Here is a 24,804-nt window from a genome sequence, read left to right as displayed (position 1 = left end):
TGCAATGAGGTAATCAAGAATCCAGACACGGGCGAGATCGACGAACTACGCTGCACATACGACCCGGCCACCCGCGGCGGTGACGCACCGGATGGCCGCAAAGTCAAGGCGACGCTTCACTGGGTTTCGGCCGAGCACGCCGTCACAGCCGAGGTGCGCGTGTACGATCGGCTGTTCAGCGTTCCGGCACCCGAAGACGGCGACGAAGACTGGCAGACGTTCATCAACCCGACATCGAATCTCGTGCTGACTGATGCGCGTGTCGAACCGAGCGTGCTGAACGACTCCGCCGACACACGTTACCAGTTTGAACGTCAGGGATATTTCTGGCGCGATCCGGTCGACTCGTCGGACGACCATCTGGTATTCAACCGCATCGTTACGCTGCGTGATTCGTGGGCAAAAATTGTCGAGGAACGTTCTGTGGATACGGGATCGGAACGGTCTGACCCATCGGCTTCGGACCAGGTTGCGGAGACCGATGGTGATACGGCAGAGCCTGTGTTCAAACGGCTCCCCAGACTGAACGCTGAGCGCCAGAAACGAGCCGATGCTTATGTGGCCGATCTGGGATTGGACACCGAGGACGCCGCCCTGCTCTCGGCGAGCGATGGTCTGGCTTCCTTCTTTGAAACCGCTGTCAAAGAAGGTGGATCACCACGCACGATGGCGAACTGGATCCTCCACGAACTCCTCCGCGAGCTCAAGGGACAGTCGCTTGCCAGCTTGCCCGTGACGCCGAGTCATCTGGTAGAACTCGTCTCGCTTGTGGACGATGCGACGATCTCAGGCCGCATTGCCAAGGACGTGTTTTCGGAGATGATTGGCTCGGGAGACCGACCCGCCGCGATCGTCGAGTCGAAGGGCCTTCGTCAGGTGACTGATGCGGACCGTCTCGGTGCAATCGTAGCAACTATCGTCGCTGAGAATTCTGAGAAGGCCTCCGCGTACCGAGAAGGAAAGAAGGGCCTTATCGGCTTCTTCGTCGGACAGGTGATGCAGCAAACGGCTGGCAAAGCGAATCCAGCGTTGGTGCGGCAGCTGCTGGAGGACCGGCTGGCGTAGCCTACGGCTCGACCGAGACCGGCTCCGGCACAACCGGCCCGATCGCTGGAACTGTCTCGACCGATTGCTTCGTGTGGATCGATCGATTGGGATCGTTCGAGATGACGTAATAACCGAGCCAGATCAGCATGATACCGATGATCTCGGTCACGTAGAGGACCTCCACGTAGCCGAAGCGCGTGAACGACCCGCCGATGCCGGGCAGAAGTGCTCCGACCGCGATGAGCGTGTTGCCGTGCGCTCGAGCCCGGAAGTCGATCGAACTCCGCCAGTACTTCCATGCGGACCATGCGGCACCGCCAACCAGAAAGATGAGGGCGTACGTGTTGATAATCGGTGAGAACAGTCGGGTCCACTGCCAACCGAGTACGCTGCCGGATAGACGATACGTCTCCACGGCCTCGTAATTGACCGGCGACAGGACCACACACGCCGCAGCTATCACGATGAAAGTCACCAGCACAGCCGTGAGGCGGTGCGCGACCTTGTTGCTCATCAACAGGTACACGGTGCCCTGGGCCAGTGGTGCCCCGCCCAGCAGGGCACCACTGATGTACCAGGACTTGAACACCAACTCGTTCCATCCCAGAAGAGTCGTCAAGCTCTCAGTCAGCGTACCCACACCGTAGAGGATTACACCCAGAGTCCACCAGAAAAGGTAGAGAGCCTTCGGTTTCTTTCGCCAGTGCTTGTACAGCACGGACGCAAAGACAATCGAGACGAGTGTCGTGGCAATCGGGAGGTAGTGAACGAGAGATCTCATGCTCGAGAGATGGCTGAGGTGCGGTGGTATCAGTCGGCGGACAGCTTCGTCGAACCGTCCGGCTGAAACACATACTCAAACGTATAGTAGCGCTCGAGAGCCGTGAACGGGTCGACCGGATCGGGAGCACCCTGGTAGTAGCTCAGGAGCCGGACGCGGGCATAGCGGCCATCTGCCGTACGGACGATCAAGAAACGCCCGGGAATCGGCGAAAGAACCATGGCTGCCGGGTTATAGTTGTACCAGCCGTTTCCGGAGCCCACAGGGACGGCGTATCCCCCGGCGGAATCGACCGCGTATCCAGACTCCGGTGCGTTGGCCAGATCCTCGAAAATCCCTTCCCGTACGATGGCACCGCCCTGACCCGGTCCGCTCGTGCCGCCGTTGACGATGATCGTCGTCCCGCGGAATCCGATATCCCAGTTCGTCGAGCTGGAATCGGCAGCCGAGAAACTTGCACCGGAGGTCACGATCATGTTCTCGCGCAGGCTGAACAGTGTGAAGTGGCCGGTGGTCCCTACGGGCTGGCCGGTTACCGGATCGCGACCTGTCGAGGGATCGGCGGGTACGTCCTGTACCAGCGTCGCATCTCCCGTGAAGGGGTCGTCGTCCGTGGAATCGCTGTCGCACGCAGAGAGTCCGACAACAAGCGCAAGGCCGAGAAACGTCTGAAGGATTCTATTCTTTATCATGGTCGAAGGTTTGGTTCTTAGTTGGTTTGTAGCTCAATTCCGCCGAACACGAGTCGGCCCGGGAGCGACGGAATGAAGTCAGGGTTGGTGTGATTGAATAGGTTCTTGACGCCGAGCTGGAGGGAGACTTTGTTGGTCACTCGCTGAGTCAGTGTGACATTCCACAGTGTATGTGTCCCCACATACTCCCGATCGTCATCAAGAATGAGATTGCCATTCAGGTCGTAGAGTCCGTATCGCCCCTTGAGCATCCCGCGAACGGATGCCGTCATTCCCATAGGCTCGATACGGTAGCGAAGGTTCATCGAGGCAGAGTGCTTTGATCGCTGAAAGAGTCCACCGTATTCGCTGCGGGTGACCAGTCGGTCGCGCCCGTTGACCCGCTTGTAGATCGTTCCCGCCTCCAACTGATCAACTACCTCAAGATCTTCAGCATCCAGATACTGATAGCCGAGATCAATCCTCAGTCGTTTCACAGGACGGACGCCAATGTTGACCTCTGCTCCACGGGTTCGAATTCGATCCAGGTTGGCATACGAGAATATCTGCGTGCCGCTCACCTGCTCCGCAACAAGCAGTGTTTCAATCAGGTCGTTGATGCGATTGGTGAAAAGGTTGACACGAATATCGTAGCTCTTCGAGGGGTACCAGTCCGCACCGATATTGAACGACCACGAGTTTTCCGGTCTCAGCGATTCTCCAACGCCCAGCGCAGTCGTATACCGTCGAATTTCACCTGCGGCTTCAAGGTCGGCCAGAGCAGGTCCCGCCCCGCTGGCCCCAAAGACCCTGTATCCACCAATGGGATTGCTGAAATCCAGATAGCGTTGCTGGAACGTCGGCGCCTTGAACCCACTGCCGACCGAACCCCGGAGGTGCACGGTGCCGACGGGCTTGTAGAGGACGGATAGCTTCGGGCTGAGCCTGTTCTGGTAGTCGCTGTGCATATCGTATCGGGCACTGGCGACAAGATTGACTTCCTCCGCCGGCGTCCACTGGTGCTGCACGTACCCGAATCCGGCCGTCGTGGACTGGCTCCCACCCGATACACGATCGGCCTCGACATATTCCAGCGTGACGCCCGCTCCAGCGGTAAGAAGTTGAGTCGTCCCGATTATCGCGTCGAGTTTCAGCTCGGACTCACTGTAGCGGTGGTCAAATCTCGAATCACTGCTCTCGAGCGCAGTGGTGGAGATGAAGCGTGAAACGTACGCGGAGCCGTCGATTGAGGTAAAAGTGGACAGACGCTGATTGAAGCCTCCGCTGAGATTCCATTCGGATCGTTCACCCACGCTGGCAGTCGGGGCCGAGCCATCGGCGAACGACAGCCCTATTTCGTCCTTCTGGTCGAGTCGCCCGAAGCGACCCGCCAGACGCAATTTCGTATTTCGGCCGGCGGCGTAGGTAAGTCGGCCGGACCCTGTATAGTCAACGAACCCCGGGGCGGTCTGGCCGGGTTTCTCCGGGAAGAGATCGTAGCCATTTGAGCTGTAGCGATCCAGCAGCACGGAACCTTCGAAGCGCCCCTGTGAAAAGTCGGAGGACAGGGACAGGTCGGCGGTAGAGTGCGTCTCGTATCTCATGCCGACCGAGGCCCGGATCGGAGTACTGGACTTCCGGGTGATGAGGTTTACGACTCCGGCGAGTGCATCACTTCCGTACAGCGAAGACGAAGGTCCGCGGACGATTTCAATTCTCTCGAGGCCCCGTACGGTGAGACGGTCGAGGTCGAGAGTTCCCCCAGACCTGCCGATTACGGGCTCGCCGTCAATGAGTACCAGGATGTAGTCCGAGTTGAGGCCCTGCATCTGAAGGCCTGCGCCAAACTCGTGAACGATGGTAATGCCTGCCTGCTCGGCGAGGAGATCTGTGAGTCGCGCCGAGCCGCGGGCCTGAATGTCGTCCTTCATGACGACTTCCGTGGACACCGGGATATTGCGGAGCTGCCGCTCTCCCCGTGTAGCCGTCACGACCACGGCAGGGATCTCGTAGTACAGAAGTGAATCCGATCCGGCGTCGACGCTGGCCTGGGCGAGTACAGCAGCGGGGTCGACAACCAGCGCCGGAGCGACCGCAAGAAGCAGCACTAGCCGGCGAATTCCAGCGAAACAATTGTGGCCCAATACTTTCACCCGATCGCTATCTTTGACGTAACGGCAGCGCCAGAGCAGACGCGGATCTTTGACTCATTCTTGACGCGAAGTATACACAGCATTGTGCAGTTATGTATAGATTTGTATAGGTTTTTGCCCGTACTTCACAGAAGCGGATGGAGATGGAAGAGACCAGAGCGGCGACCCAACTACTGACCTTGAAGGAGGCGGCCAGGCGCCTGAACGTTCATCCCGCGACGCTTCGGCGCTGGGCCGACAACGGGGACGTACTTGTGATGGTCACCCCTGGCGGGCACCGACGTTTCCCTGTCGCGGAAATAGACCGACTGTCGGGCGACCGCTCCGTCAGCGACAATTCGGAAGATGTCGGATCGAATCTGGTGGCGGCGGCCCTGAAGAATGCGCGGGCCGAGATCGCAGAACATCCGGATTACGCCTGGGCGGCCGACATGAACGAAACCGAGCGTATCCAGATGCGCTCCATGGGTCGGCATGTCATGTCACTACTTGAAAGATTCGTGTCCGAGGACGAAGATGACGCTCCCCTGATCAGGGCAGCCGAATCGATGGGTCGTGAGTACGGCACGAATACAAAGGGAAAGGGGATGAACCTTTCCTCCGTACTTCAGGCGATGACGTTTTTTCGGGATAGAATCCTGGAGGCCGCCGTGTCTCTGCCTGCCGCGGCGCGTATGGACCAGGACGCCAGCAAGCGGCTCATCCGCCGCGTCAACACATTCCTCAGCACGATGCTGGTGTCGGTAGCCGAGTCGTTCGAACACTAGGGTCGGCCGCTCCCTACCCGGCCGGGCTAAACTGGAAGTGTCGCAGTGACCAATCCTTTCCTTCTGCGACGAGCGCTCCTGCAAAGCCGTCGGCCGGGACAAAGGCGCGCATTCCCCATCTTTCGGGGGCATCCGCGTCGACTTTCGACTGTATGATAGCGGGCTTTGCGTCGGGAGCAATCGCTACCGTGAAGTTGTCCAGACCGTGCGTCACGCCCAGTCCCAGCGCCTTGATATACGCTTCCTTGCGTGTCCAGCACGCGTAGAAAACATTTCGGATGTCTGCGTCAGAGCTATTTGCGAGAACAGCCTGCTCGTCGGGTGAGAAGTATCGCGAGGCAAGTTGACGAAACGAGACATCGCGAGCGGTCTCCTCCACGTCGACACCAACACGGCGTCCGGCGGCAAACGCAAAGACACCCATATCGCCCGCATGCGAAAGATTGAACCGAAGGTCAGATTGTCCGCGCTGCAGCTCCGGCTTTCCGTGGCTCGTCAGGACAATGGCAATCTCGCGTGCTTCCAGATCGAGATAGCCGGACAGCAGAATTCTCAGAATTCCCCGACTCGCAATGTACCGGTTTCGGTGCACGTCGAACCGGAATCGGGCAGCCCGCTCGAGCTCGTCGTCCTGTAAGACAGACTGGAATCGGCTGATCGCAATCTGTCCGGGGTCGAGACTCGCTCGCCACAGATGTACGTCGCCGTCCGCCGGAAACGCGGGCATGATCCCGCCTCGCCACTCTATAACGTCGTCGGTAATTCCCATACTGCAAATGTACATCGAAGCACCAACATCACCGGAACGTCTAAATGATTGCTGATCTTGGCCCGATAATTGAACAATGATTCTTGCGGCTGGAAGACGGGTACTTCGGCATCGCTTTGAGACTCAATCACTATCGGAAAGCGCATTATTGATCATGTCGATACACACTTTGCATTTTACCTCAAATGCCACTGCGGCTTTGATCCGGCGGGAACTGGAGACCGCATTCCCTCTGACGACCTTCGAAATAACGATCGACGTGCCGGCGCCTCCTTATGATCTGTCTCAGCACCTGACTGCGATTGTGGTGAAGTGGACCGACGGCCCGTCACGGGACACCGTGGAGGAAACGGTGAAGAGTTTTCAGGGTCTGGACTGGAATCCAAAGACGGGAGTCCTTGAGGCCGTCGAGCACCTGGAGGTAACGGACGAGGGTACTTTGCAGCGAATCGAATATGGGGTCGACTATGTCTTCTGCGATCGCCCCGACGAAGCCTGAGCAGTCGCCGGCTTATAGAGTCGTCTCGCGATTCGCGGAGCCCGTGCGCTCACCCGTCGTCGTTTCGCGCGACTGATGCGCTGAGATCGCCGGGTCTCGATCGGCAGCGAACTCGTCTCGTTTCGGAAGCCGCATCGGTAGCGTGATCATAAACCTCGACCCCTTGCCCTTCTCGGACCGGACGTCGATTCGCCCGTACATCAGCTCGGTCAGTCCGTTGGCCACGGCCAGCCCAAGTCCGCTTCCTTCGTAGGATCGGCTTGTTCCACCGGATTCCTGCGCAAACGGAGTGAACAGTCGTCGGAGAAACTGGCCGCCGATTCCGATACCCGTGTCCGTCACGGTGATCGAAATATTAGAACCTCGCTCGACCAGCTTGATGCCCACAGTACCCTCTTCAGTAAACTTGACCGCGTTGTTGACAAGGTGATCCAGGATTCGCTGCGTCTTGGGTCGATCCAGGAATACCGAGGGGTGGTTTTCAGGGTAATCGCACTCTATCGCAATACCCTTCTCCTTCGCAGCTTCCGAATACTCCGCAACGGTCTCTTCGACCATCGCCCGTATAGAGAACTCGGTTGGATCCAGAACAACGCTGCCTGATTCCAATTGGGAAAGATCGATAATCGTCCCAAGTGTACCCAGGAGTCGACGTCCACCGCTTTCGATGAGGTTGGCAAAATCCCGATGCTCGGCATCCAATTCCTTACCCAGTATCTGCGCATAGCCCAGGATTGTTGACAGAGGCGTCCGTAGTTCATGGCTGATATTGTCCAGAATCGTCGACTGCATTCTCGCCGACGCTTCGGCCTTGTCACGTGCCGTGATCAACTCCTGCTCATATCGACGACGTTCACCGAGAATACGGTTGATGTGCTCCTGCACACGGCGCTCGAGGTTGTCGTTGTGTGCCCGCAGTTCTCTTTCCTGCTCATGGATGCGCAGCAGATTTCCAATTCGTGCTCTCAATTCACGGGCATTGAAGGGTTTGGATATGTAGTCATCAACGCCCATCTCCAGACCTTCTATCTTGCTCGTCTCAGACGCCTTTGCCGTCAACATCACGATCGGAATCTGACTCCACGCCTCATGCTTCTTCAGTCGACGTACGAGTTCATGACCATCCATCACCGGCATCATCACATCGCTTAGTATCAGAGCGGGCAAGCTATCTTCAACACGTTCCAGGGCTTCCTCACCGTTTCGCGCCTGTACAACGAGGTAGTCTGGATGTAAACAACCGACCACATACTGCCGAACATCCCGATTGTCATCGACGATCAGTATGCAGGGCGCGTTCTCGTTGACGGGGAATTGCAGAGGCGGGTCTGGATGAGCGCTTTCGTCATTCGCAAATGCAGCGACCATCTCAACCATTGCCGCATGAGACGCGTACGGGACTTCGGAGTCGTCACGGTGTATTTCGATGTTGTCTGGAGTGAGATGATCCGAACCTTCGAGAAGCGACACCGTGAAAATGGCACCGGCGCCGACAACACTCTCCACTCTGATGGACCCTCCATGCAACTCCACAAGTTCACGGGCCAGTGACAGGCCAATTCCGGTCCCTTCCTGAACGTTCGATACGCTGCCATCGACCTGGCGGTAACGATCAAATATGGACTCGACTTCTTCCGGCGGGATACCAGGGCCCGTGTCACCAACAGCAATCTCCACCATGCCCTCCTCCAGACTACTTCGACAGACGGACACGTCGATCCGGCCATTCGACGGCGTGAACTTCACGGCATTCGAAAGCAGATTGAAGAGCACTTTTTCAAGTTTCTCCGGATCGAAGTAGATCGTGTCGAACTCATCGTCACAGGTGAAATTGATTGCAACGTCTCGCTCGACGGCAAACGCCGTGAACGACATGACGATACCTTCGACAAAGGACGTCAGGTCGCCGGGTCCGGCGCGGAGTTCCATCTTGCCGCTCTCTATCTTCGCGAGGTCCAGCAGTTGATTAATCAGGCGAAGCAGACGTCGTCCATTTCGCAACATGATCTCCAGCTGGCCACGCAGAAGTCCGTTCATCCGGCCGTAGGCTCCGGTTAGCGAGTTTTCCAGTGGTCCCAGTAGCAGCGTCAGCGGCGTGCGTAATTCATGAGAGATATTGTTGAAGAACTGTGCCTTGAACCGATAGAGTTCGCCGATAGCTATCGCCTGTTCCTCAAGCTGATCTTTCGCCTTTGTCAAATCTCCGGTTCGGCGATTGACCTCTTCTTCAAGTTCGCGCTGTCTTGTCTTGAGCGATTTGATTCGGAACATGTAGAGCGAAAAGGCAAGAACGATTGCGCCCGTTGAGCAGAGAATCCAGAACCATGCATTCTGGTAGAAAGCGGGGTCAATTCGAAACTGAACGGAAGCATCTGCCGTGCCCCATCCACCGACCTCGTCTGCCACCATCACGCGAAACGTGTATTGTCCTGGATCGAGATTCGTATACGTCGCGGTTCGCCTGCGTTCGACCTCGTTCCAGTCCGACTCATATCCCTCGAGTTGAATTCGATAGTTCAAATTGTCTGAGTTGACGAAGCTGAGACCCACGTAGTCGAACTCCACTTTGTGACGGCCCGGACCGATACGAACTGCACTTGAGAGCGCCATTGCCTCTCCATCTATTCGTAACTCCTCAATCACGATCGACGGAGTAATCATGTTGGCCTCGAGCGAGGATGGGTCGATTGACACCACACCCCGGACCGAAGGAAACCAGAGGTGTCCGTCTGCCGCTCTCCAACCGGCCGGTTGGAATCCGCCATTAAGTTCGTAGCTCTTCAACCCGTCGCTCCGATCAAACGAAGTTGACGTCACCGCAGAGATCTCTCCATCAAAGAAGCGCTCCAGCTCGGATTTCTTGACGTAGAAAATCCCCTTGTTACAACTCATCCACAGATTGCCGTTGTCGTCTTCAAGGATCTGGTAGACGTTGTCGTTGAACAGACCGCCCTCTGAGTTCACCGTCTGCACGACTCCGGCGCGAACACGAGACAGACCGCCCCCGTATGTCCCGATCCACATCACACCGTCGACATCCTCGTGGAGTGCCAGAACCGTGTTGCTGCCGAGGCCGTCAGCTTGATTCATGTGACGTATCTCTGCCCCTCGAATGATGTTCAGGCCGGCGTCGTACGTCCCGACCCATACATCGCCGTCGGTCCCCTCCAGTACGGACATGACAATGTCGCTTGAGAGACCGTCCGCTATCGTGAGGGCGCGGAACGTGTTGTCCTCATAGACCGCCAGGCCAGCATCTGTTGCGATCCACAACTTCCCCGTCGAGCCCCGGTGTAGCGCGCTGATGCCATTGCCCGGAAGCCCGTCTTTTGTCGTGAACGTGCGAAAGGAGTTGGCATAGAAGCGATTCAAGCCCGACCGAAACGTGCCTACCCACAGTTCGCCTTCATCCCCACCGTAGATCGACGTGACGATATCACTACTGAGACCGTCCTTGATTCCGAATACCGTAATCTTGCCGTCGCGCAGGCGATTCAGCCCTCCCCCTTCCGTTCCCACCCACACGTCGCCCTGCGAATCGGCATACACAGCCAACGCCATGTCAAGTGACAGGCCTTCCTGTTCCGAATAGGTCGTGAACTTCCCTTTTCGCAGGCGATTCAGCCCTCCCCCTTCTGTTCCGATCCAGATGCTTCCTTCCCGGTCTTCAAAGAGGCTCAGTACACGGTTGTGTGACAGTCCATCCTGCATATCGAAGAACGACGCGTGTACGCCCCGCACCCTGAGCAGGCCTTCTCCGTCCAGGCCAATCCACACAAGACCGGTTCGATCCTGGATGATCGTCTGTGCCGGATGCTTCAGTCTGTCGCTGCTCGGATCAAACTCGGTAAATTTCCCGTCCTTATAGTGGCAGAGGCCGGTCGCCGTACCCACCCAGAGAGATCCATCCTCGTCTTCAACCAGGGCCATTACAAGGTTGTCCGTTAACCCGTCCTCGGTTCTGAAAGACGTCTCTCGACCGTGGTTGATGCGAAACAATCCGTCTCTTGTGCCCACCCAGATGGCACCATAGCGGTCATGGGCCAGAGCGCGGACGAATACAGGACTCCCCTGGCCTCCCAGGGGTACTCGAGTGAAGACTTCGTCGCGAAAGACGAACAGTCCCTGGTCTGAAGTGCCCACGTAGATTTCTCCGTCGGCCCCTTCCGCAAATGCTCCGACCACGTTGCCGAGGAAACCGGTTTCCGGCCCAACCACTTCAAAGACGCCGTCATGATAGCGGACAAGTCCACCCCCCATGGTTCCTATCCAGAGAGTACCATGGGAGTCTTCCAGAAGCGCACGAATACTCTGGCTTTCGCGAAAGGCCGGTACCGTGCGCTTGTCGAACGTCGTGAAACCAATGCCGTTGTAGCGTGCGAGGCCCTCTTCGGTCCCAAGCCACAGGTAGCCATCTCTGGTTTGCTCAATGGCGCGTACGGAATTTTGCGGGAGGCCATCCTCGATTCGCCATACGTCATGGACCAGCTGTGTTATGGCCTGATCGGGATCCAGTGGCGTGTGTCCGACCTGGGCAGAAGCGGTCGGTGTGCCGCCCAAAAGGACAGCGACGAGCAAAAGGACCACGCGACCGATCGCGGCGGACCGGGAGGGTATGCGTATCACGTCGAGCTTGAGGTTCGCCCGAACTGATCTTGAGATGGCTTGATGTGGCATGGCCGAAGGCACAAATAGATGAGATCTCCCCACCTTTTGAGATCGACTCAGCAAAGGGCATCTTAACCTCGGACAGGCGAACAACAGCCACTCTGGGCTGGTGTCGAAGAATGGATTGGCAACGTGATCCGCTGACTTAGCTTTCCGTTGCGGGATCCGTCTCCGAAGCCGTGTTCCGAGTCTGCTGTAGATCGTCCGAGCGGCGGAGTGGATGCGCGGGCCGGTCGCCCGATGGCCCCGGTGTGCGCTGCTCATGATCCAGTTCTATGTAGAACTTGCTTCCTTTGCCAACTTCACTCTCCACCCACACCCGGCCGTTATGCATCTCGACGATTTGCTTCACAATGCTCAGGCCAAGTCCGGTCGAATTTTCGCCTCCCGTCGGCTGGTTGGAAAGCTTCTGGAACTTGTCGAATATCTTCGGTAGTTCATCCTCGGCGATGCCCGGCCCCTCATCCCGAACTTCGAACCTCACCTTGTCGCCCACATTCGATACCGAAACCCAGATATCCTTGTTCTTTTCGGTGTACTTGACGGCATTGTTGACAACGTTGTTCATCGCCTCCTGAAGCCGATCAAAGTCCGCCATCACAATGCTCTTGCCCTCCTCTGCACTGCTGAAGTGAATCTTTTGCCCCTTCAGTTCACCCTGCTTCAAGCTCCGGTGAACGACGAGTTGCGCGAGCGCACTCAGGTCGACGGGACGAGTATTCAACTCCAGCTTTCCACTCTCAAGTGCTGAGGAGTCGAGCAGCTGTGTGACAAGCCGCAGCATCTCGTCAGACGACGAGAAAATGAGATCGACGAGTTCGCTGAGGTGTGACTCCGACTCGATTTCCTCTTTCAGTATGCGAGAAAACTCTCGGATCGCCGTGAGAGGATTCTTCATGTCGTGCGACGCGATGCTCAGAAGCTGACTCTTCAGATCACTCGCCCGGCGCAGTGCGTCGTTCGTGCTCTCGAGCTCAGTGTTCAGCCCCTTCAGATTGCGCGCCTGCTCTCGCATGTTGATCAGATTCGCGATACGAACCCGTAGCTCTTCAGCATTAAACGGCTTGGAGAGGTATTCGTCGGAGCCAGCCTGAAGACCCTCCAGCTTGGCTTCCAGAGACGCCTTCGACGTCAGGAGAATTACAGGAATGTGGTTGAACCGATCGTCTGACTTGAGTCTTCGACAGAATTCGTATCCGTCCATCCGAGGCATCATGACATCACTCACGATCAGGTCAGGATTCTCCTGCTCCGCCTTCTCAAGTCCGTCGATTCCGTCCTTTGCTGTCACGATCCGGTATGCACCCTCCAGGCATCCCACGATATAGTTGCGCACGTCGACGCTGTCGTCGACAACCAGAACGGTATGGTCCGGAGTCCCACCGGTATTCGTACCTGCCGACGACGCAGGGCTTGCGACATCCAGATCCTCAAAGACGGCCATTTCCATCATGGGGCCGCGCGTGATATCGTAGAGATTTGACTCGTCGACGTCGTCGATGAGTTCGAACTTCTTGAGGTGTTTCGTGCCCTTCGGCAGGATGACTATGAACTCGGTCCCCTCGCCTATCTCGCTCTCCACCTGAATCATTCCACCATGCAATTCCACGAGCTCCTTCACGAGCGAAAGACCGATACCTGTTCCTTCCTGAACACGAGAAACCGTCCCGTCAACCTGGTGGAATCTGTCGAAGATGTATTCAAGTTCCTGCTTCGGTATACCCTGTCCTGTATCCGCCACTCTTATTTCAACAGCTTCAACCGGCAGTCCCTGCATCGAAAGGGTCGTCTCAGCAATTGAGACCGACACATGACCGCGATCCGGCGTGAATTTTACGGCATTGGACAAAAGGTTGAAGAAGACCTTTTCGAGGTTCTCCGGATCAAAGTAGAGCATGATCTCGGCTGCGGATGTATCCAGAGAAAGCTCGACACCTTCCTTTTCGGCAAAAGCCGTGAACGACATCACTACTCCTTCCAACATCTGAACCATGTTCCCTTCGACTACCTTCAGCGTGAGCCCACCGGCCTCCAGCTTGGACAGATCCAGGAGCTGGTTGATAAGGCGAAGCAGTCTTCGGGAGTTGCGCAGCATGATCTCCAGCTGGCGCGAGAGCGCTGGGCTGACCGGGCCATACATCTGCGTAAGTGCGTTCTCAAGTGGACCGATCGTGAGAGTGAGGGGGGTCCGGAACTCATGAGATATGTTGCCGAAGAATCGCGACTTGATGCGATCCATTTCGCGCAGTTTCTCTGCCTGCGCTTCGATAACACCCTTCGCCCTTTCCGCCACTTCCTTCTGCGCCTCAGCTTCCCGTCGAGCCGCCTCCGTCTGCTGGAGCGCTCCTTCCGTCCGCTCCTTTTCCTCACGCAGGTCACGCGTGCGTTCGCTGACGAGTGTTTCGAGTTCTATCTGAAGCTGTGTCAAATGGCGCACGCGGATCCAGTAGATCAGGAATCCACCGGAAATGGCAGCAATCAGACACAGGAGTTGGAACCAGAGAGTCTGGTAGAAGAACGGTTTCAGATAAACGGAAACCGAGGCACCTTCTTCGTTCCACAGGCCATCGCTGTTGCTGGCACGTACGCGAAACGCGTAATCGCCGGGCGCGAGATTGGTGTAGTATGCGACGCGACGAGGTCCTGCGTCCACCCAGGCTTCGTCGACGCCTTCGAGTTGATACTGGTAACGAATCTGCCGGGAGGATATAAAACTCAAACCCACGTAGCGAAACTCAAACTTGTGAGTACCCGGTCTCAGGACAACGCGCACGCCGGCGGCGACTCGGGTCACTCGTCCGTCCGCACTGACTGATTCCACGTGAACGACCGGCGGCAGGTCGTTTGTCGGAATCTTGCCCGGGGTTACACTCACCAGGCCTACGTCGGACGGGAACCAGAGTCTTCCGTCCCGTCCTTTCCAACCCGCCGGCTGAAACCCTCCGTTGAATTCGTCGCTCCGAAGTCCGTCGCTTCGATCATAGAACTCCGAGGTTATCCTATCGGCTCTACCATCCGCAAAAGCGTTCAGTTCATCTCTTCGGACCTTGAAGAGGCCCTTGTTGCAACTCATCCAGAGGTAGCCGGAATCGTCTTCCAGGATGGTATTGACGATGTCATTGTAGAGCCCGTTCTTCGTCGTCACCGCCACAACCCGACCATCCTTGATGCGGTGTATCCCGCCTTCGCGGGTACCAACCCACAGCACGCCATCCGCGTCTTCATGCAGAGAAAGGATGTAGTCGCTGTTCAGTCCATTCGACGTTGAGTAGCGGCTGATCACGCGTCCTTCGTTGATGTAGTTCAGCCCCCCGTCATAGGTGCCAACCCAGAGTCCCCCCTTGGCGGACTCCAGAATCGCCGTAACAAAATCACTGGAGAGCCCATTCGCCGAAGTAAGTGTCCTGAAAACACCGTTGTGGAACGACGTCAATCCGCCCGAACTTGTGGCAATCCACAGCTTGCCATCGGAATCCCCAAAAAGCGAGTAGATGGTGTTCGTGGGCAGACCGTCCGCCGTCGTGTACCTGTCCAGCTTCCCGTTCTGGTACCGAACGAGTCCTCCACCCTCCGTACCAAGCCATACCCCTCCGTCTTTGGTCTGGCCGACTGCGTAGACGACGCTACTCTGCAGGCCGTCTGTCGCGGTGAGCGTCGTCACCCGACCGTCTGTGAGGCGACCTACACCACCCCCTTCCGTCCCAATCCAGATGTTGCCCGCCCTGTCCTCCATCACTCCGTAGATGTAGTCCGCGGCAAGTCCCTCGCGCGTTCCCCAGGGAGTAAATTTTCCATTCTGAAGTCTGACCAAGCCGCCGCCATCGGTACCTATCCACAGGGTACCCTCGCGATCCTGCATCAGGGATTTGATGTTGTACGACGGCAAGCCGTCGGAGGCTGTCAGGAATTCTAGCCGCCCGTCTCGCCAGCGACTGAGGCCCTGTTTGTCCGTACCAATCCAGATACTACCGCGATTGTCCTCCAGAATCGCGCTCACAGACTCGATCCTGTCCACACCAAAGGACCTGTCGCTTTCGACGTTTGTAACGGCGTTGTTCGAGTAGATTGCCGGACCTCCACTCGCAGTACCGATCCATAGATTTCCGTCAGAGTCCTCGTGCAGCGCAGTGATATTGTCTCCCGGGAGACCATCTGCCGTAGTGAGCGTGTTGAATTGACCGTCCTTCAGCGTGGCCAATCCCGCGCCACGAGTACCAATCCAGAGCATGCCTTCGCGGTCTACAAGCAGCACGTTGATGCTCTTGCTCGGAAGACCATCCTCAATCGTGTAGCTGAATACCTTGCCGTCTCGAACGACATTAAGCCCGGCATCATCTGTGCCGACCCACAGGTCGCCTGACGCGTCAGCCACAATCGCACTGACGTTGTCACTAGACAGGCCGTGCTCACGTGTGGTCGTACTCGATTCGCCGTCACGAAATCTGGTGAGTCCGCCCTCCCGGGTACCCACCCAGATGGTTCCGTCGGTCGACTCGAAGACAGCGGAAATGGCGTTCCGGATGAGTGCGGAGTTGGTTTTGTCAAACGTGCGAAAATCGATTCCGTCGAATCGCACGAGGCCCTCCTGTGTGCCCAACCACAGGTATCCGCTCGTCGACTGCCAGATCGAATAGATGGATTTCTGCGGCAGGCCCTCGTCGGCACCCCAGACGTCCATCTGGTATTGGGTCAGTAGCTTCTCAGGATCCAGGCCACGCGTCGACTGCGCCAGTACCTGGGCGCCGACAACGAACATTGTTGCAAGCGAGAATATTATGTTGACGAAGAGACGTCTTGACATGGAGAAGTGTTCGACGACCTCGGACAGGCCACGAATAGGCGGTGTTGATGATAGGCGGCTGTAGGCATTGTCTGTACCATACCCCTTTCGTCGGGGAAGGTCCTCAGACGGTATCGACTCACCAAACCGGCCCTTAAGCCTTCAGAAACAACTCAATCACGCCGGTTTCATCAGCTTTCGCAGGCCCAGGACGCCGCAATACTGAATCGCAGACACGAGCGGGGCGGGTCATGGAGCAAGTCGCTCTATGACCCATGTTGTGCCGGTCAGCGTGTATGAGATTCGATCGTGAAGTCTTCCCTGCCGACCCTGCCAGAATTCCATGCGATCCGGACGAAGACAGAATCCGCCCCAGTGCTCCGGCTTGGGTACCCGATCAGGGAACTGTGCCGCGAAACTCTCGAACCGGTCTTCCAATTCTCGACGGGACTCGACGGTTCGGCTCTGGGGCGATGCCCAGGCGCCGAGCTGGCTGGTGCGAGGACGAGAGTCGAAGTACTGTGCCGCCGTCTCGTCGTCGATGCGCTCGACGACTCCCTCAATCCGCACCTGACGTTCGAGTCCTTGCCACCAGAATACCAGGCTCGCAAACGGATTCAGCGCCAGCTCCCGCGCCTTCCGACTCTCGAAGTTTGTAAAGAACGTGAAGCCTCCTGCGTCTATTCCCTTGAGCAATACCATCCTCGACGACGGGCGACTGTCAGCGCCGACACAGGATAACGTCATCGCATTCGGTTCCGTCAATCCTGCTTCGCGGCACTGGCTGAACCAGCTGCCAAACTGCTCGACCGGATCCGCGTGTACGTTCTCTCTCAAGAGCGCGGCCCCGGCGTATTCCTTCCTGAGTGATGCAACGTTCCGGTCCATAGTGCCCATCCTAATTTCGATCTGTCTTGCGTGTCAACGCACACCTTCCGTGCCTCTATTGTGTTCCCGGTGATTATATTCCGGGCGGCCCATCGCAACGTGCTGACGCCATTCTGACCGCAGCCACCTGTATCCCGCTTGCCGTATGAAGCTGCCATTCTTTCTCGCCAGACGATTCGTGGCCGCCGAGAATCTGGACGATACGATTCCTGTGCTCGTAGATCTCAAGAGCCGCGGACTGTCCACGACCCTCGACTTACTTGGTGAGTACGTTCGCGATCGCAGGGTGGCAGCTGAGGCCCGCGACATGTATCTACAGGTTGCCGGAAGAGTCGCTGACGAGCGCGACCGGCACGGAACTGACGCAAACATCTCGGTCAAGTTGTCTGTGATGGGGCAGAAAATCGACGAGGCTTTCTGTCTCGACAACTTGCGCCAATTGCTCGCACTTGCGAAAGAGAAGGATGTCTTTGTCCGGCTTGATATGGAGGGAAGCGACATCACGGAGTCGACCCTGTCGATCTTCGAAGATGTATACCCCGACTATCCCGACAATGTGGGAATCGTCCTCCAGGCTTACCTCAAGAGAACAGAGAGGGATATTGAGCGAATGTGCGAGCTCAATGCTCGGGTTCGACTATGCAAGGGCGCCTACAAAGAGCCCGCGTCGCTCGCGTATCACAATATGGACCAGATACGGGAGCGATTCGTGGCTTACATGAAGCTCCTTATCACGGAATCACGATACCCCGGAATCGCGACTCACGATGATCGGCTGATCGCCGCCACGCAGCAATTCGTAAAGGAAAACCAGGTGCCGTCGGACCGTTTCGAATTCCAGATGTTATACGGAATCCGACCCGACACCCAGCTTCAGATTGCACGGGACGGGTACAATATGCGCATCTATGTCCCGTACGGAAGACAGTGGTTACCCTACTTCTCGCGGCGCCTGCGCGAGCGCAAGGAGAACGTCTGGTTTATTCTCACAAACCTGTTCCGTCGCTGATCAGGCCTGTTCTTGAACCGCTGGCTGTTCGGCCAGCCACCTCTCGGCATCCATGGCAGCCATGCATCCGGTGCCGGCGGCTGTCACGGCCTGGCGGTACACGCTGTCCTGCGCATCACCGCACGCAAATACGCCTTTCACATTGGTGTATGACGAATCGGGCTTTGTCTTGATGTAGCCCACGTCATCCATATCCAGCCACTCCCGAAATATGTCCGTGTTCGGCTTGTGGCCGATCCCCAGGAATAGACCCTTGACGGGCAGCGTGCTTTCCTCGTTGGTCTCACGGTTCAGAAGCCGGATGCCATCCACTTCCTTGTCCCCCAGGACGTCGGTGACGACAGCGTTCCAGACGAACTCGATCTTGTCGTTTGCGAAAGCTCGATCCTGCATGATCTTTGAGGCTCTCAATTCACTGCGGCGATGAACAACATAGACCCTGGACGCGAAGCGGGTAAGAAACAGAGCCTCCTCCATCGCCGTGTCCCCTCCTCCAACGATCGCCACATCTTCACCGCGGAAGAAAGCACCATCACACGTCGCGCATGCCGACACGCCGTGGCCTAACAGCCGCTGTTCATTCTCGAGTCCGAGGTATTTCGCCGAGGCGCCCGTCGAAATGATGACGACGTCGGCTGTGATCGGGGTCGTCTCGTCAACCACCAGCTTGAACGGCCGATTCGAGAAATCAACAGCCGTCACGGTACCGAACCGGAGCTCGGCACCAAAACGCCGTGCCTGATCCTCGAACTTCTGCATAAGTTCAGGCCCGAGAATGCCGTCGGCGAATCCCGGGTAATTCTCCACGTCGGTGGTTGTGACCAGCTGTCCTCCGGGCTCAGGCCCCTGAAGTACGAGCGGTTCGAGATTGGCGCGCGCTGCGTAGAGCGCCGCGGTCAGTCCCGCGGGGCCCGTGCCGACAATCACCATAGTCCGGTGTTCGGCACCGCCAAAGTTGATCTGCGATTCAGTTGCGTCATTCATTGTCATTCGTCCGTTTTCACCAATGGGCAGATAAACTTCAAGAAAACAGCCCGACGACGCTCAGCGCCGGCGGGCTGCCGTCTGTCTGTATCGCTACACACGTCGAATCCCTCCGACCGCGATCACGCCACCTTCAGTGCCAGTGATTCAAGTCGGTCGGCAAGAGCCTTCTTGGGAGCAACGCCGATCAACTGATCAACCACTTTGCCGTCTTTGAAGAAGAGCAGTGTGGGAATGGACCGAACGCCAAAACTCATTGGGATCTGAGGATTGGTGTCGACATCCATTTTAGCAATCTTCGCACGACCTTCGAACTCGACAGCAAGCTCCTCTATGGCCGGTGCGATTATGCGACACGGACCGCACCATGCTGCCCAGAAATCTACGAGTACCGGCTCGTCCGCGTTCAACACCTCTTGCTCAAAGTTCTGGTCAGTCAGCGTCACATACTTCGCATCATGTGCCATTGTGTCAGTCTCCTTGTTTTCTAAGTAGCCGATCCCGATGTCTCAAGTATGATGCCAGAGGCGAGTCGATGGTCGAGATCGTCAATATGTTCATCATAAGTGCGCGCCGTTACATGCCGTGCCCTACGTGCCGTTCCTCGAATTCTCTATGCACCTATTCGGGAGGGGATTGCTGACTCGTAGATCGTGCGAAGTTCGTCGACTGCAGCATCGATCGGTGTGATGTTGCCGGTCGAGATGCTGAGCCGAGCGCCACCGACCGTGCCGATGCGCCTCGCCTCCACCGGCCAGCGGGATGCCAGGTCGACCAGTTTCTGGCCATCTGAGTGGTCGGTCGTAAGCACAATTCTTGATTGTGCCTCTCCAAACAGCGCCGCGTCCAGTCGGACCCCGTCCGGGAGGTCGACCGAAATCTCAGCCCCCAGACCGTCGGAGTGCAGGGCGCACTCGCTCAAACACACAGCCAGCCCGCCATCCGATACGTCATGGGCGCTGCGGACCAAACCCGAACGGATCATCGCCAGTGCCGCTTCCTGGATAGAAGCCTCCTCGTCGAGATCGAGGTGGGGCGCATCGCCGCCGGTCACAGACCGGACCGTTGCCAGATATTCGCTCCCGCCAATGTCATTTCGCATATGCCAGGCTGCGGGCGTCAACAGGAAGATGGCGTCGCCGTCAGACTTGAACGCTACTGTTGTGGTATGCTCAGCAACATCGTCTACAAGACCGAGCATACCGATCGTAGGTGTTGGGAATACGGCCCCCTCGGGGTTCTCGTTGTAGAACGAAACATTGCCCCCGGTAACGGGCGTGTTCAGGCGACGGCAGGCGTCACCCATTCCGCCGACAGCCTCCTTGAACACCCAGTAGACCTCAGGCTTGTACGGATTCCCGAAGTTCAGGCAATTCGTGATAGCCAGAGGTTTGCCGCCGGAGCACACGACGTTGCGTGCGGCTTCCACGACAGCGATACGCCCACCGCGCCGCGGATTCAGGTAGACATATCGACCATTGCAATCGGTCTTGACGGCCAGCGCCCGATTCGTCCCTTTGATGCGAACAACAGCCGCATCAGAAGCGCCCGGGCCCACGACCGTGTTGGTGCGCACAGTGGTATCGTACTGCTCAAAGACCCAGCGCTTGGAGGCGATGTTCGGCGAGTCGAGTAGCGCCCGCAAAACGTCGGTGGCGTCGCCTTTCGTGACGTCAGGTATCTGATTCAGATCAAGCGACGCGGCTTCATCCAGGTATGCCGGCCTGCTTGTCTCGCGCGTGTACACGGGTGCTCCGCCCCCGAGTACGAGGTGATCTGCGGGTACATCCGCGACAAGATCTCCATGCCAGTATGCCTGCACGCGCTCGTTGCCCGTAACCTGCCCGATCTGAACGGCATGGAGGTCCCAGCGTTCGAAAATCTCTTCTACTACGTTTTCGCGTCCTTTCTCGACTACGACGAGCATGCGCTCCTGACTCTCCGAGAGCATGACTTCGTACGGGCTCATCCCCTCTTCGCGCATCGGGACCCGATCGATATACAGCGTCATTCCGCTTTTGCCTTTCGCGCTCATCTCGCATGATGAGCAAGTGATGCCCGCTGCACCCATATCCTGGATCCCTACAACGGCTCCGCTGCCGATCGCCTCCAGCGTGGCCTCGAGCAGCAGCTTCTCCGTAAATGGATCGCCGACCTGTACGCTCGGGCGCTTTGCCTCACTCGCTTCGGAGATCTCCTCGGAGGCGAAGGTGGCTCCGTGAATACCGTCGCGGCCTGTGGCCGAGCCGACGATGTACACGGGGTTACCGACTCCGGTCGCGATGGCTGACGCCGTGCGACCGGCTTTCACGACTCCAACGCTCATGGCGTTCACGAGCGGATTGCCCTCGTACGATGGATCGAAGTAGACCTCGCCCGCGACGGTCGGGACGCCGAAAGAATTCCCGTAGTCCCCGATTCCCCGCACAACTCCGTCGAACAGGTATCGGACGCGCGGGTTTTCCAGAGAGCCGAAACGCAAGGAGTTGAGTGAGCAGATTGGCCGGGCGCCCATCGTAAAGATGTCGCGCTGGATGCCGCCCACTCCGGTGGCCGCGCCCTGGTACGGTTCAACGGCCGACGGATGGTTGTGCGACTCGATCTTGAAGGCGGCGGCAAGCCCATGTCCGATATCGACGAGTCCTGCGTTCTCTTCACCTGCTCCGACGAGCAGCGCTTCGCCTTCTCGCGGCAACGTCTTCAGCACCGCGATCGAGTTCTTATAGCTGCAGTGTTCGCTCCACATGACGGAGTAGATGCCGATCTCGACGAACGTGGGCGTGCGACCCAGAGCGTCGACGATCCACCCATACTCTTCTTCTGTAAGACCATGTTCCAGAGCCAGTTGCAGGTCCACATCCGGTTCCTGGAGCGTTGCGATGGGCATGGGGCGGTTCGATTGGGTTACGGGAAGCATGGAGCAGTCGTGCGGTGCCAAGATACGGCGGCTGCGAGCGTCGATGAGGACGTCGCTGTTGGAACGACGTCGAATCCTGCATCAATTCGAGCCGGCGTTTTCCGCTGTCCGACCAGTCGTTCCCCACACGCGGGCAGGACGCCCAAGCCGCTGGACGGCGCTTCGTTCAACTCGAGCGCCGTGCCGGTGACCCGGCAACCCGGCCGAGATTCAGGTCGCAGGTGAGATCGCGGACTGCACGCGCACTACACCCACCGCGGCCGCTACTTCAGCCGGACGACAAAACGCTCGGCAGAAAAGCGCTCACCAGACAGACGGATCACGTACGTTCCACTTTCGAGGTCGCTGCCTTCAATGGAGATCGAGCGCATTTCGTCGGCCCGCACATTCTCGTCAAAGAGAACGGCCCGGCGACGTCCGAGCGCATCATACAATGCAGCCTCTACTCGCTGGGGGTGTGAGACCGCAAACCGCAATTTCGTTCGTGCGGAAAATGGATTGGGCCAGGCGGCATCGATTCGAAATCCCTCTCCCACTCCGACCTCGACCTCGACGTCGCGACTGTAAGTGTGCGTTCCATCCGGGTCAGTCTGCCGGAGACGGAAAACGTGCGAGCCGGGATCAAGCGCGCGAGTCTCGTACCGGTATGCCACGGGTTCACTGGCGGTGCTCCGTTCCGCGACGAAGCCGATCTCGGAGTAGTCAGACTGGGACGACAACCGATGTTCTATGGAGAATCCGGTCGTTGCGCTGTCGCCGGCTGTTGTCCATTCGAGGGTCACTCTATTGTCACGGACAGTGGCATGAATCGACGAGAGCTCCACCGCCAGCACTGTTTCGTCGACATGCCGCAGTCGCATGACCTCGCCTGAGCCAAGATCGACCCAGTAGAGATAGTCGGAGATAGAATCGTATCGGAGGTCGGCCACGTTGCCGGCATCGGAGGCAAACTCCTGGTGGTCGAAGACGTCGTCTGACGCGTCGATGGCTGCGGTAGCGATCCACTGTCGGATGTAGTCGGCATAGTAGAGCCGATTTCGATGCGCTGCCGGGTACTTTGACCCTGGATAGAAATCGCCAACGGCGACGGCACGGGCGGTCAGGCCCGGCGGCGAGGACAGTGCGCTATTCGTATGATGCCAGAAATACGGCGGCGCTGCCTGACTCGATACGCCGGCACAGCTGCTATGCGCCGGAGTAGCGGCCTGATACTGAGCGTTAGTGTTCGGCCCTTCATAGCAGGGCCACCCGAAATTCTCGCCGCCTGACTTCGAAACGTGGAGATCTTCCCACGTATTCCATCCCACATCGCCGATGAAGAGTGCCCCGGGATCGCCATCTGTCGGATCAGTACTTCCGTTTCGCAACGCGGAGAAACGAAATGGATTTCGAAGACCGAGCGCCCAGACGCGTGACTGGTTATCGGATGCGGTTCCGGTGTAGAAGGGGTTGGACGGGAGCCCCAGGCCGGTGGCTGGATCTATCCGGAGGATCTTTCCGGCGAGGCTATTCAGGTATTGTGCTCGAAAAGCGCCGACGTCCTCGACTGCAGGGAATTTGCCGGCGCCGAAGCAATCCGGGTGAAGGCCGCCCGGATCCATCGTTGTAAAGTCCGCACCGTCTCCGGCGCCCACGAGCAACGATCCGTCGCTGCCGAACTGGAGGGTTCCGATAGTGTGCGAGTAGTAGCAGGACGGGATTGCCTCTGCGAAAGTGTTGCCAATGAGTACGAGGCGCGAGGTGAGGTCTGCGACATTCGGATTGCCCGAACTCGCGGTGTAGCGTGTCACCCTGGCTGCGACGTCCTGACGCTGATAATCTCCGGTGCCATCGCGGTCGTACGTGTAGAGCAGGTACACGTGCTCATTCGTGGCGAAATCGGGATCGAGGGCAATGCCGAGGAGGCCTCTGTCCCAGTGATCCAGCACCTCACTTTCAAGGTTAATGAAGGGCGTCGACAACTTGACGCCACCTTCGATTATGTAGACTCGGCCTCTTTTTTCGGCAACGAAGATTCGACTGTCGGGGGCGAACGCCACGGCAACGGGCGTAGAGAATGAGTGACTGGGTGTCACATCTTCCACATAGAACCCAAGCGGAAGGCTGATGGCCGCGGTATAGCCAAGGGCCGCTGATTCTTCGGGAGGTCGCTCGCGATCGGATGTTTGCGACGCCTCCTGTGCGTTGGCGGAGAGTGTGACGAGAAGGAGGAGGGGCGCGGCGAGGCGTGCGAGTCGAACGAGGCGATTCGTGTTCATGCTGATGGCGGCTTCGAGCGGGCGGCAGAAAGTGAAGGGGGTTTCCTGGCCCGCCTGACACCACAGAATGGTAGTGCAGACCTCGCGAGCTGGGATGCGGTGCGAGGGGCAATATCGCGAATGGATGCCGTCGGCTCAAGACGGCGGCGGCATTCGTTCGACTGGTATGGCCGGATGGCGAGAGGTGGAACGAAAGAAGGCCCGCTGCAAAGCAACGGGCCTTCAATCAGAATGATTTCGGCGACGACCTACTCTCCCACCTTTTGGGCAGTACCATCGGCGCAATGGGGCTTAACTTCTCTGTTCGGAATGGGAAGAGGTGGAACCCCCACGCAATAGTCACCGAAAATCAAATCGTGACATGGTGTGGTTTCTGGATTGCCAGTGAAGTTTCACTGAGCTAAAGCGCCTGTCCTTACGGACGGTGAGTGTAGAATAATGTCGGTGAATAAGTCTAATGGGTAATTAGTACGGCTCGGCTGAGCACATTGCTGCGCTTACACCTGCCGCCTATCGACGTCCTAATCTTGAACGACCCATAGGGGAAACCTCATCTTGTGGTGGGCTTCGTGCTTAGATGCTTTCAGCGCTTATCCCTTCCGAACATAGCTAC

Annotated in this window: 15 protein-coding genes and 2 rRNA genes; 4 read left to right on the top strand and 13 right to left on the bottom strand. The window is 57.7% G+C overall.

Going from position 1 to position 24,804, the window contains the following annotated elements; all coding sequences use genetic code 11:
• On the top strand, positions 1-1,065 hold a 1,065-nt coding region (locus tag HKN37_11960; GenBank protein NNE47359.1), incomplete at its 5' end, for a glutamine--tRNA ligase.
• A gap of 1 nt (position 1,066) precedes the next feature.
• On the opposite strand, the gene HKN37_11955 is transcribed toward HKN37_11960, so the two are convergent.
• Genes HKN37_11955 through HKN37_11945 form a run of 3 tightly spaced genes read right to left on the bottom strand, consistent with a single transcriptional unit; the run spans position 1,067 to position 4,607 of the window.
• Complete coding sequence (locus HKN37_11955; protein NNE47358.1) at positions 1,067-1,828, bottom strand: hypothetical protein; 762 nt, start codon at positions 1,826-1,828, stop codon at positions 1,067-1,069.
• A gap of 29 nt (positions 1,829-1,857) precedes the next feature.
• Positions 1,858-2,520 (bottom strand): hypothetical protein, encoded by a 663-nt coding sequence (locus tag HKN37_11950; GenBank protein ID NNE47357.1) that lies wholly within the window; start codon positions 2,518-2,520, stop codon positions 1,858-1,860.
• Between the two features lie 17 nt (positions 2,521-2,537).
• Positions 2,538-4,607, bottom strand: a complete 2,070-nt coding sequence (locus tag HKN37_11945; protein NNE47356.1) for a TonB-dependent receptor — start codon at positions 4,605-4,607, stop codon at positions 2,538-2,540.
• Positions 4,608-4,795: 188 nt separating this feature from the next.
• Here HKN37_11945 and HKN37_11940 point away from each other — a divergent pair, with 188 nt between their 5' ends.
• Positions 4,796-5,419, top strand: a complete 624-nt coding sequence (locus HKN37_11940) for a helix-turn-helix domain-containing protein (GenBank protein NNE47355.1) — start codon at positions 4,796-4,798, stop codon at positions 5,417-5,419.
• Between the two features lie 13 nt (positions 5,420-5,432).
• On the opposite strand, the gene HKN37_11935 is transcribed toward HKN37_11940, so the two are convergent.
• A complete protein-coding gene (locus HKN37_11935; protein ID NNE47354.1) occupies positions 5,433-6,188 on the bottom strand; it encodes a 4'-phosphopantetheinyl transferase superfamily protein in 756 nt (251 codons plus the stop codon).
• A gap of 154 nt (positions 6,189-6,342) precedes the next feature.
• Here HKN37_11935 and HKN37_11930 point away from each other — a divergent pair, with 154 nt between their 5' ends.
• Positions 6,343-6,687 carry a hypothetical protein gene (locus HKN37_11930; protein ID NNE47353.1) on the top strand — a complete coding sequence of 115 codons (345 nt, stop codon included), beginning with the start codon at positions 6,343-6,345 and terminating at the stop codon, positions 6,685-6,687.
• A 12-nt stretch (positions 6,688-6,699) separates the two neighbouring features.
• Here HKN37_11930 and HKN37_11925 read toward each other — a convergent pair whose 3' ends face one another.
• The 3 genes from HKN37_11925 to pdxH form a co-directional block, all read right to left on the bottom strand.
• On the bottom strand, positions 6,700-11,364 hold the full coding sequence (locus HKN37_11925; GenBank protein ID NNE47352.1) for a response regulator: 4,665 nt from the start codon (positions 11,362-11,364) through the stop codon (positions 6,700-6,702).
• 136 nt (positions 11,365-11,500) lie between these two features.
• On the bottom strand, positions 11,501-16,156 hold the full coding sequence (locus tag HKN37_11920) for a response regulator (protein ID NNE47351.1): 4,656 nt from the start codon (positions 16,154-16,156) through the stop codon (positions 11,501-11,503).
• Between the two features lie 228 nt (positions 16,157-16,384).
• On the bottom strand, positions 16,385-17,023 hold the full coding sequence (pdxH, locus tag HKN37_11915) for a pyridoxamine 5'-phosphate oxidase (protein NNE47350.1): 639 nt from the start codon (positions 17,021-17,023) through the stop codon (positions 16,385-16,387).
• A 145-nt stretch (positions 17,024-17,168) separates the two neighbouring features.
• Here pdxH and HKN37_11910 point away from each other — a divergent pair, with 145 nt between their 5' ends.
• On the top strand, positions 17,169-18,032 hold the full coding sequence (locus tag HKN37_11910; GenBank protein NNE47349.1) for a proline dehydrogenase: 864 nt from the start codon (positions 17,169-17,171) through the stop codon (positions 18,030-18,032).
• On the opposite strand, the gene trxB is transcribed toward HKN37_11910, so the two are convergent.
• The 6 genes from trxB to HKN37_11880 form a co-directional block, all read right to left on the bottom strand.
• Positions 18,033-19,022 carry a thioredoxin-disulfide reductase gene (trxB, locus tag HKN37_11905; protein ID NNE47348.1) on the bottom strand — a complete coding sequence of 330 codons (990 nt, stop codon included), beginning with the start codon at positions 19,020-19,022 and terminating at the stop codon, positions 18,033-18,035.
• 116 nt (positions 19,023-19,138) lie between these two features.
• Positions 19,139-19,483 (bottom strand): thioredoxin, encoded by a 345-nt coding sequence (gene trxA, locus HKN37_11900; GenBank protein ID NNE47347.1) that lies wholly within the window; start codon positions 19,481-19,483, stop codon positions 19,139-19,141.
• A 146-nt stretch (positions 19,484-19,629) separates the two neighbouring features.
• Complete coding sequence (purL, locus tag HKN37_11895) at positions 19,630-21,903, bottom strand: phosphoribosylformylglycinamidine synthase subunit PurL (protein ID NNE47346.1); 2,274 nt, start codon at positions 21,901-21,903, stop codon at positions 19,630-19,632.
• 293 nt (positions 21,904-22,196) lie between these two features.
• Entirely contained in the window at positions 22,197-24,191 is a 1,995-nt protein-coding gene (locus HKN37_11890; GenBank protein NNE47345.1) for a hypothetical protein, read from the bottom strand.
• A 235-nt stretch (positions 24,192-24,426) separates the two neighbouring features.
• Positions 24,427-24,538 (bottom strand): 5S ribosomal RNA (gene rrf / locus HKN37_11885).
• Between the two features lie 97 nt (positions 24,539-24,635).
• Positions 24,636-24,804 (bottom strand): 23S ribosomal RNA (locus tag HKN37_11880); the annotation flags it as partial.

The organism is Rhodothermales bacterium (assembly GCA_013002345.1).
GTDB lineage: Bacteria > Bacteroidota > Rhodothermia > Rhodothermales > JABDKH01 > JABDKH01.
This window is presented reverse-complemented; position numbering and strand designations above follow the sequence as displayed.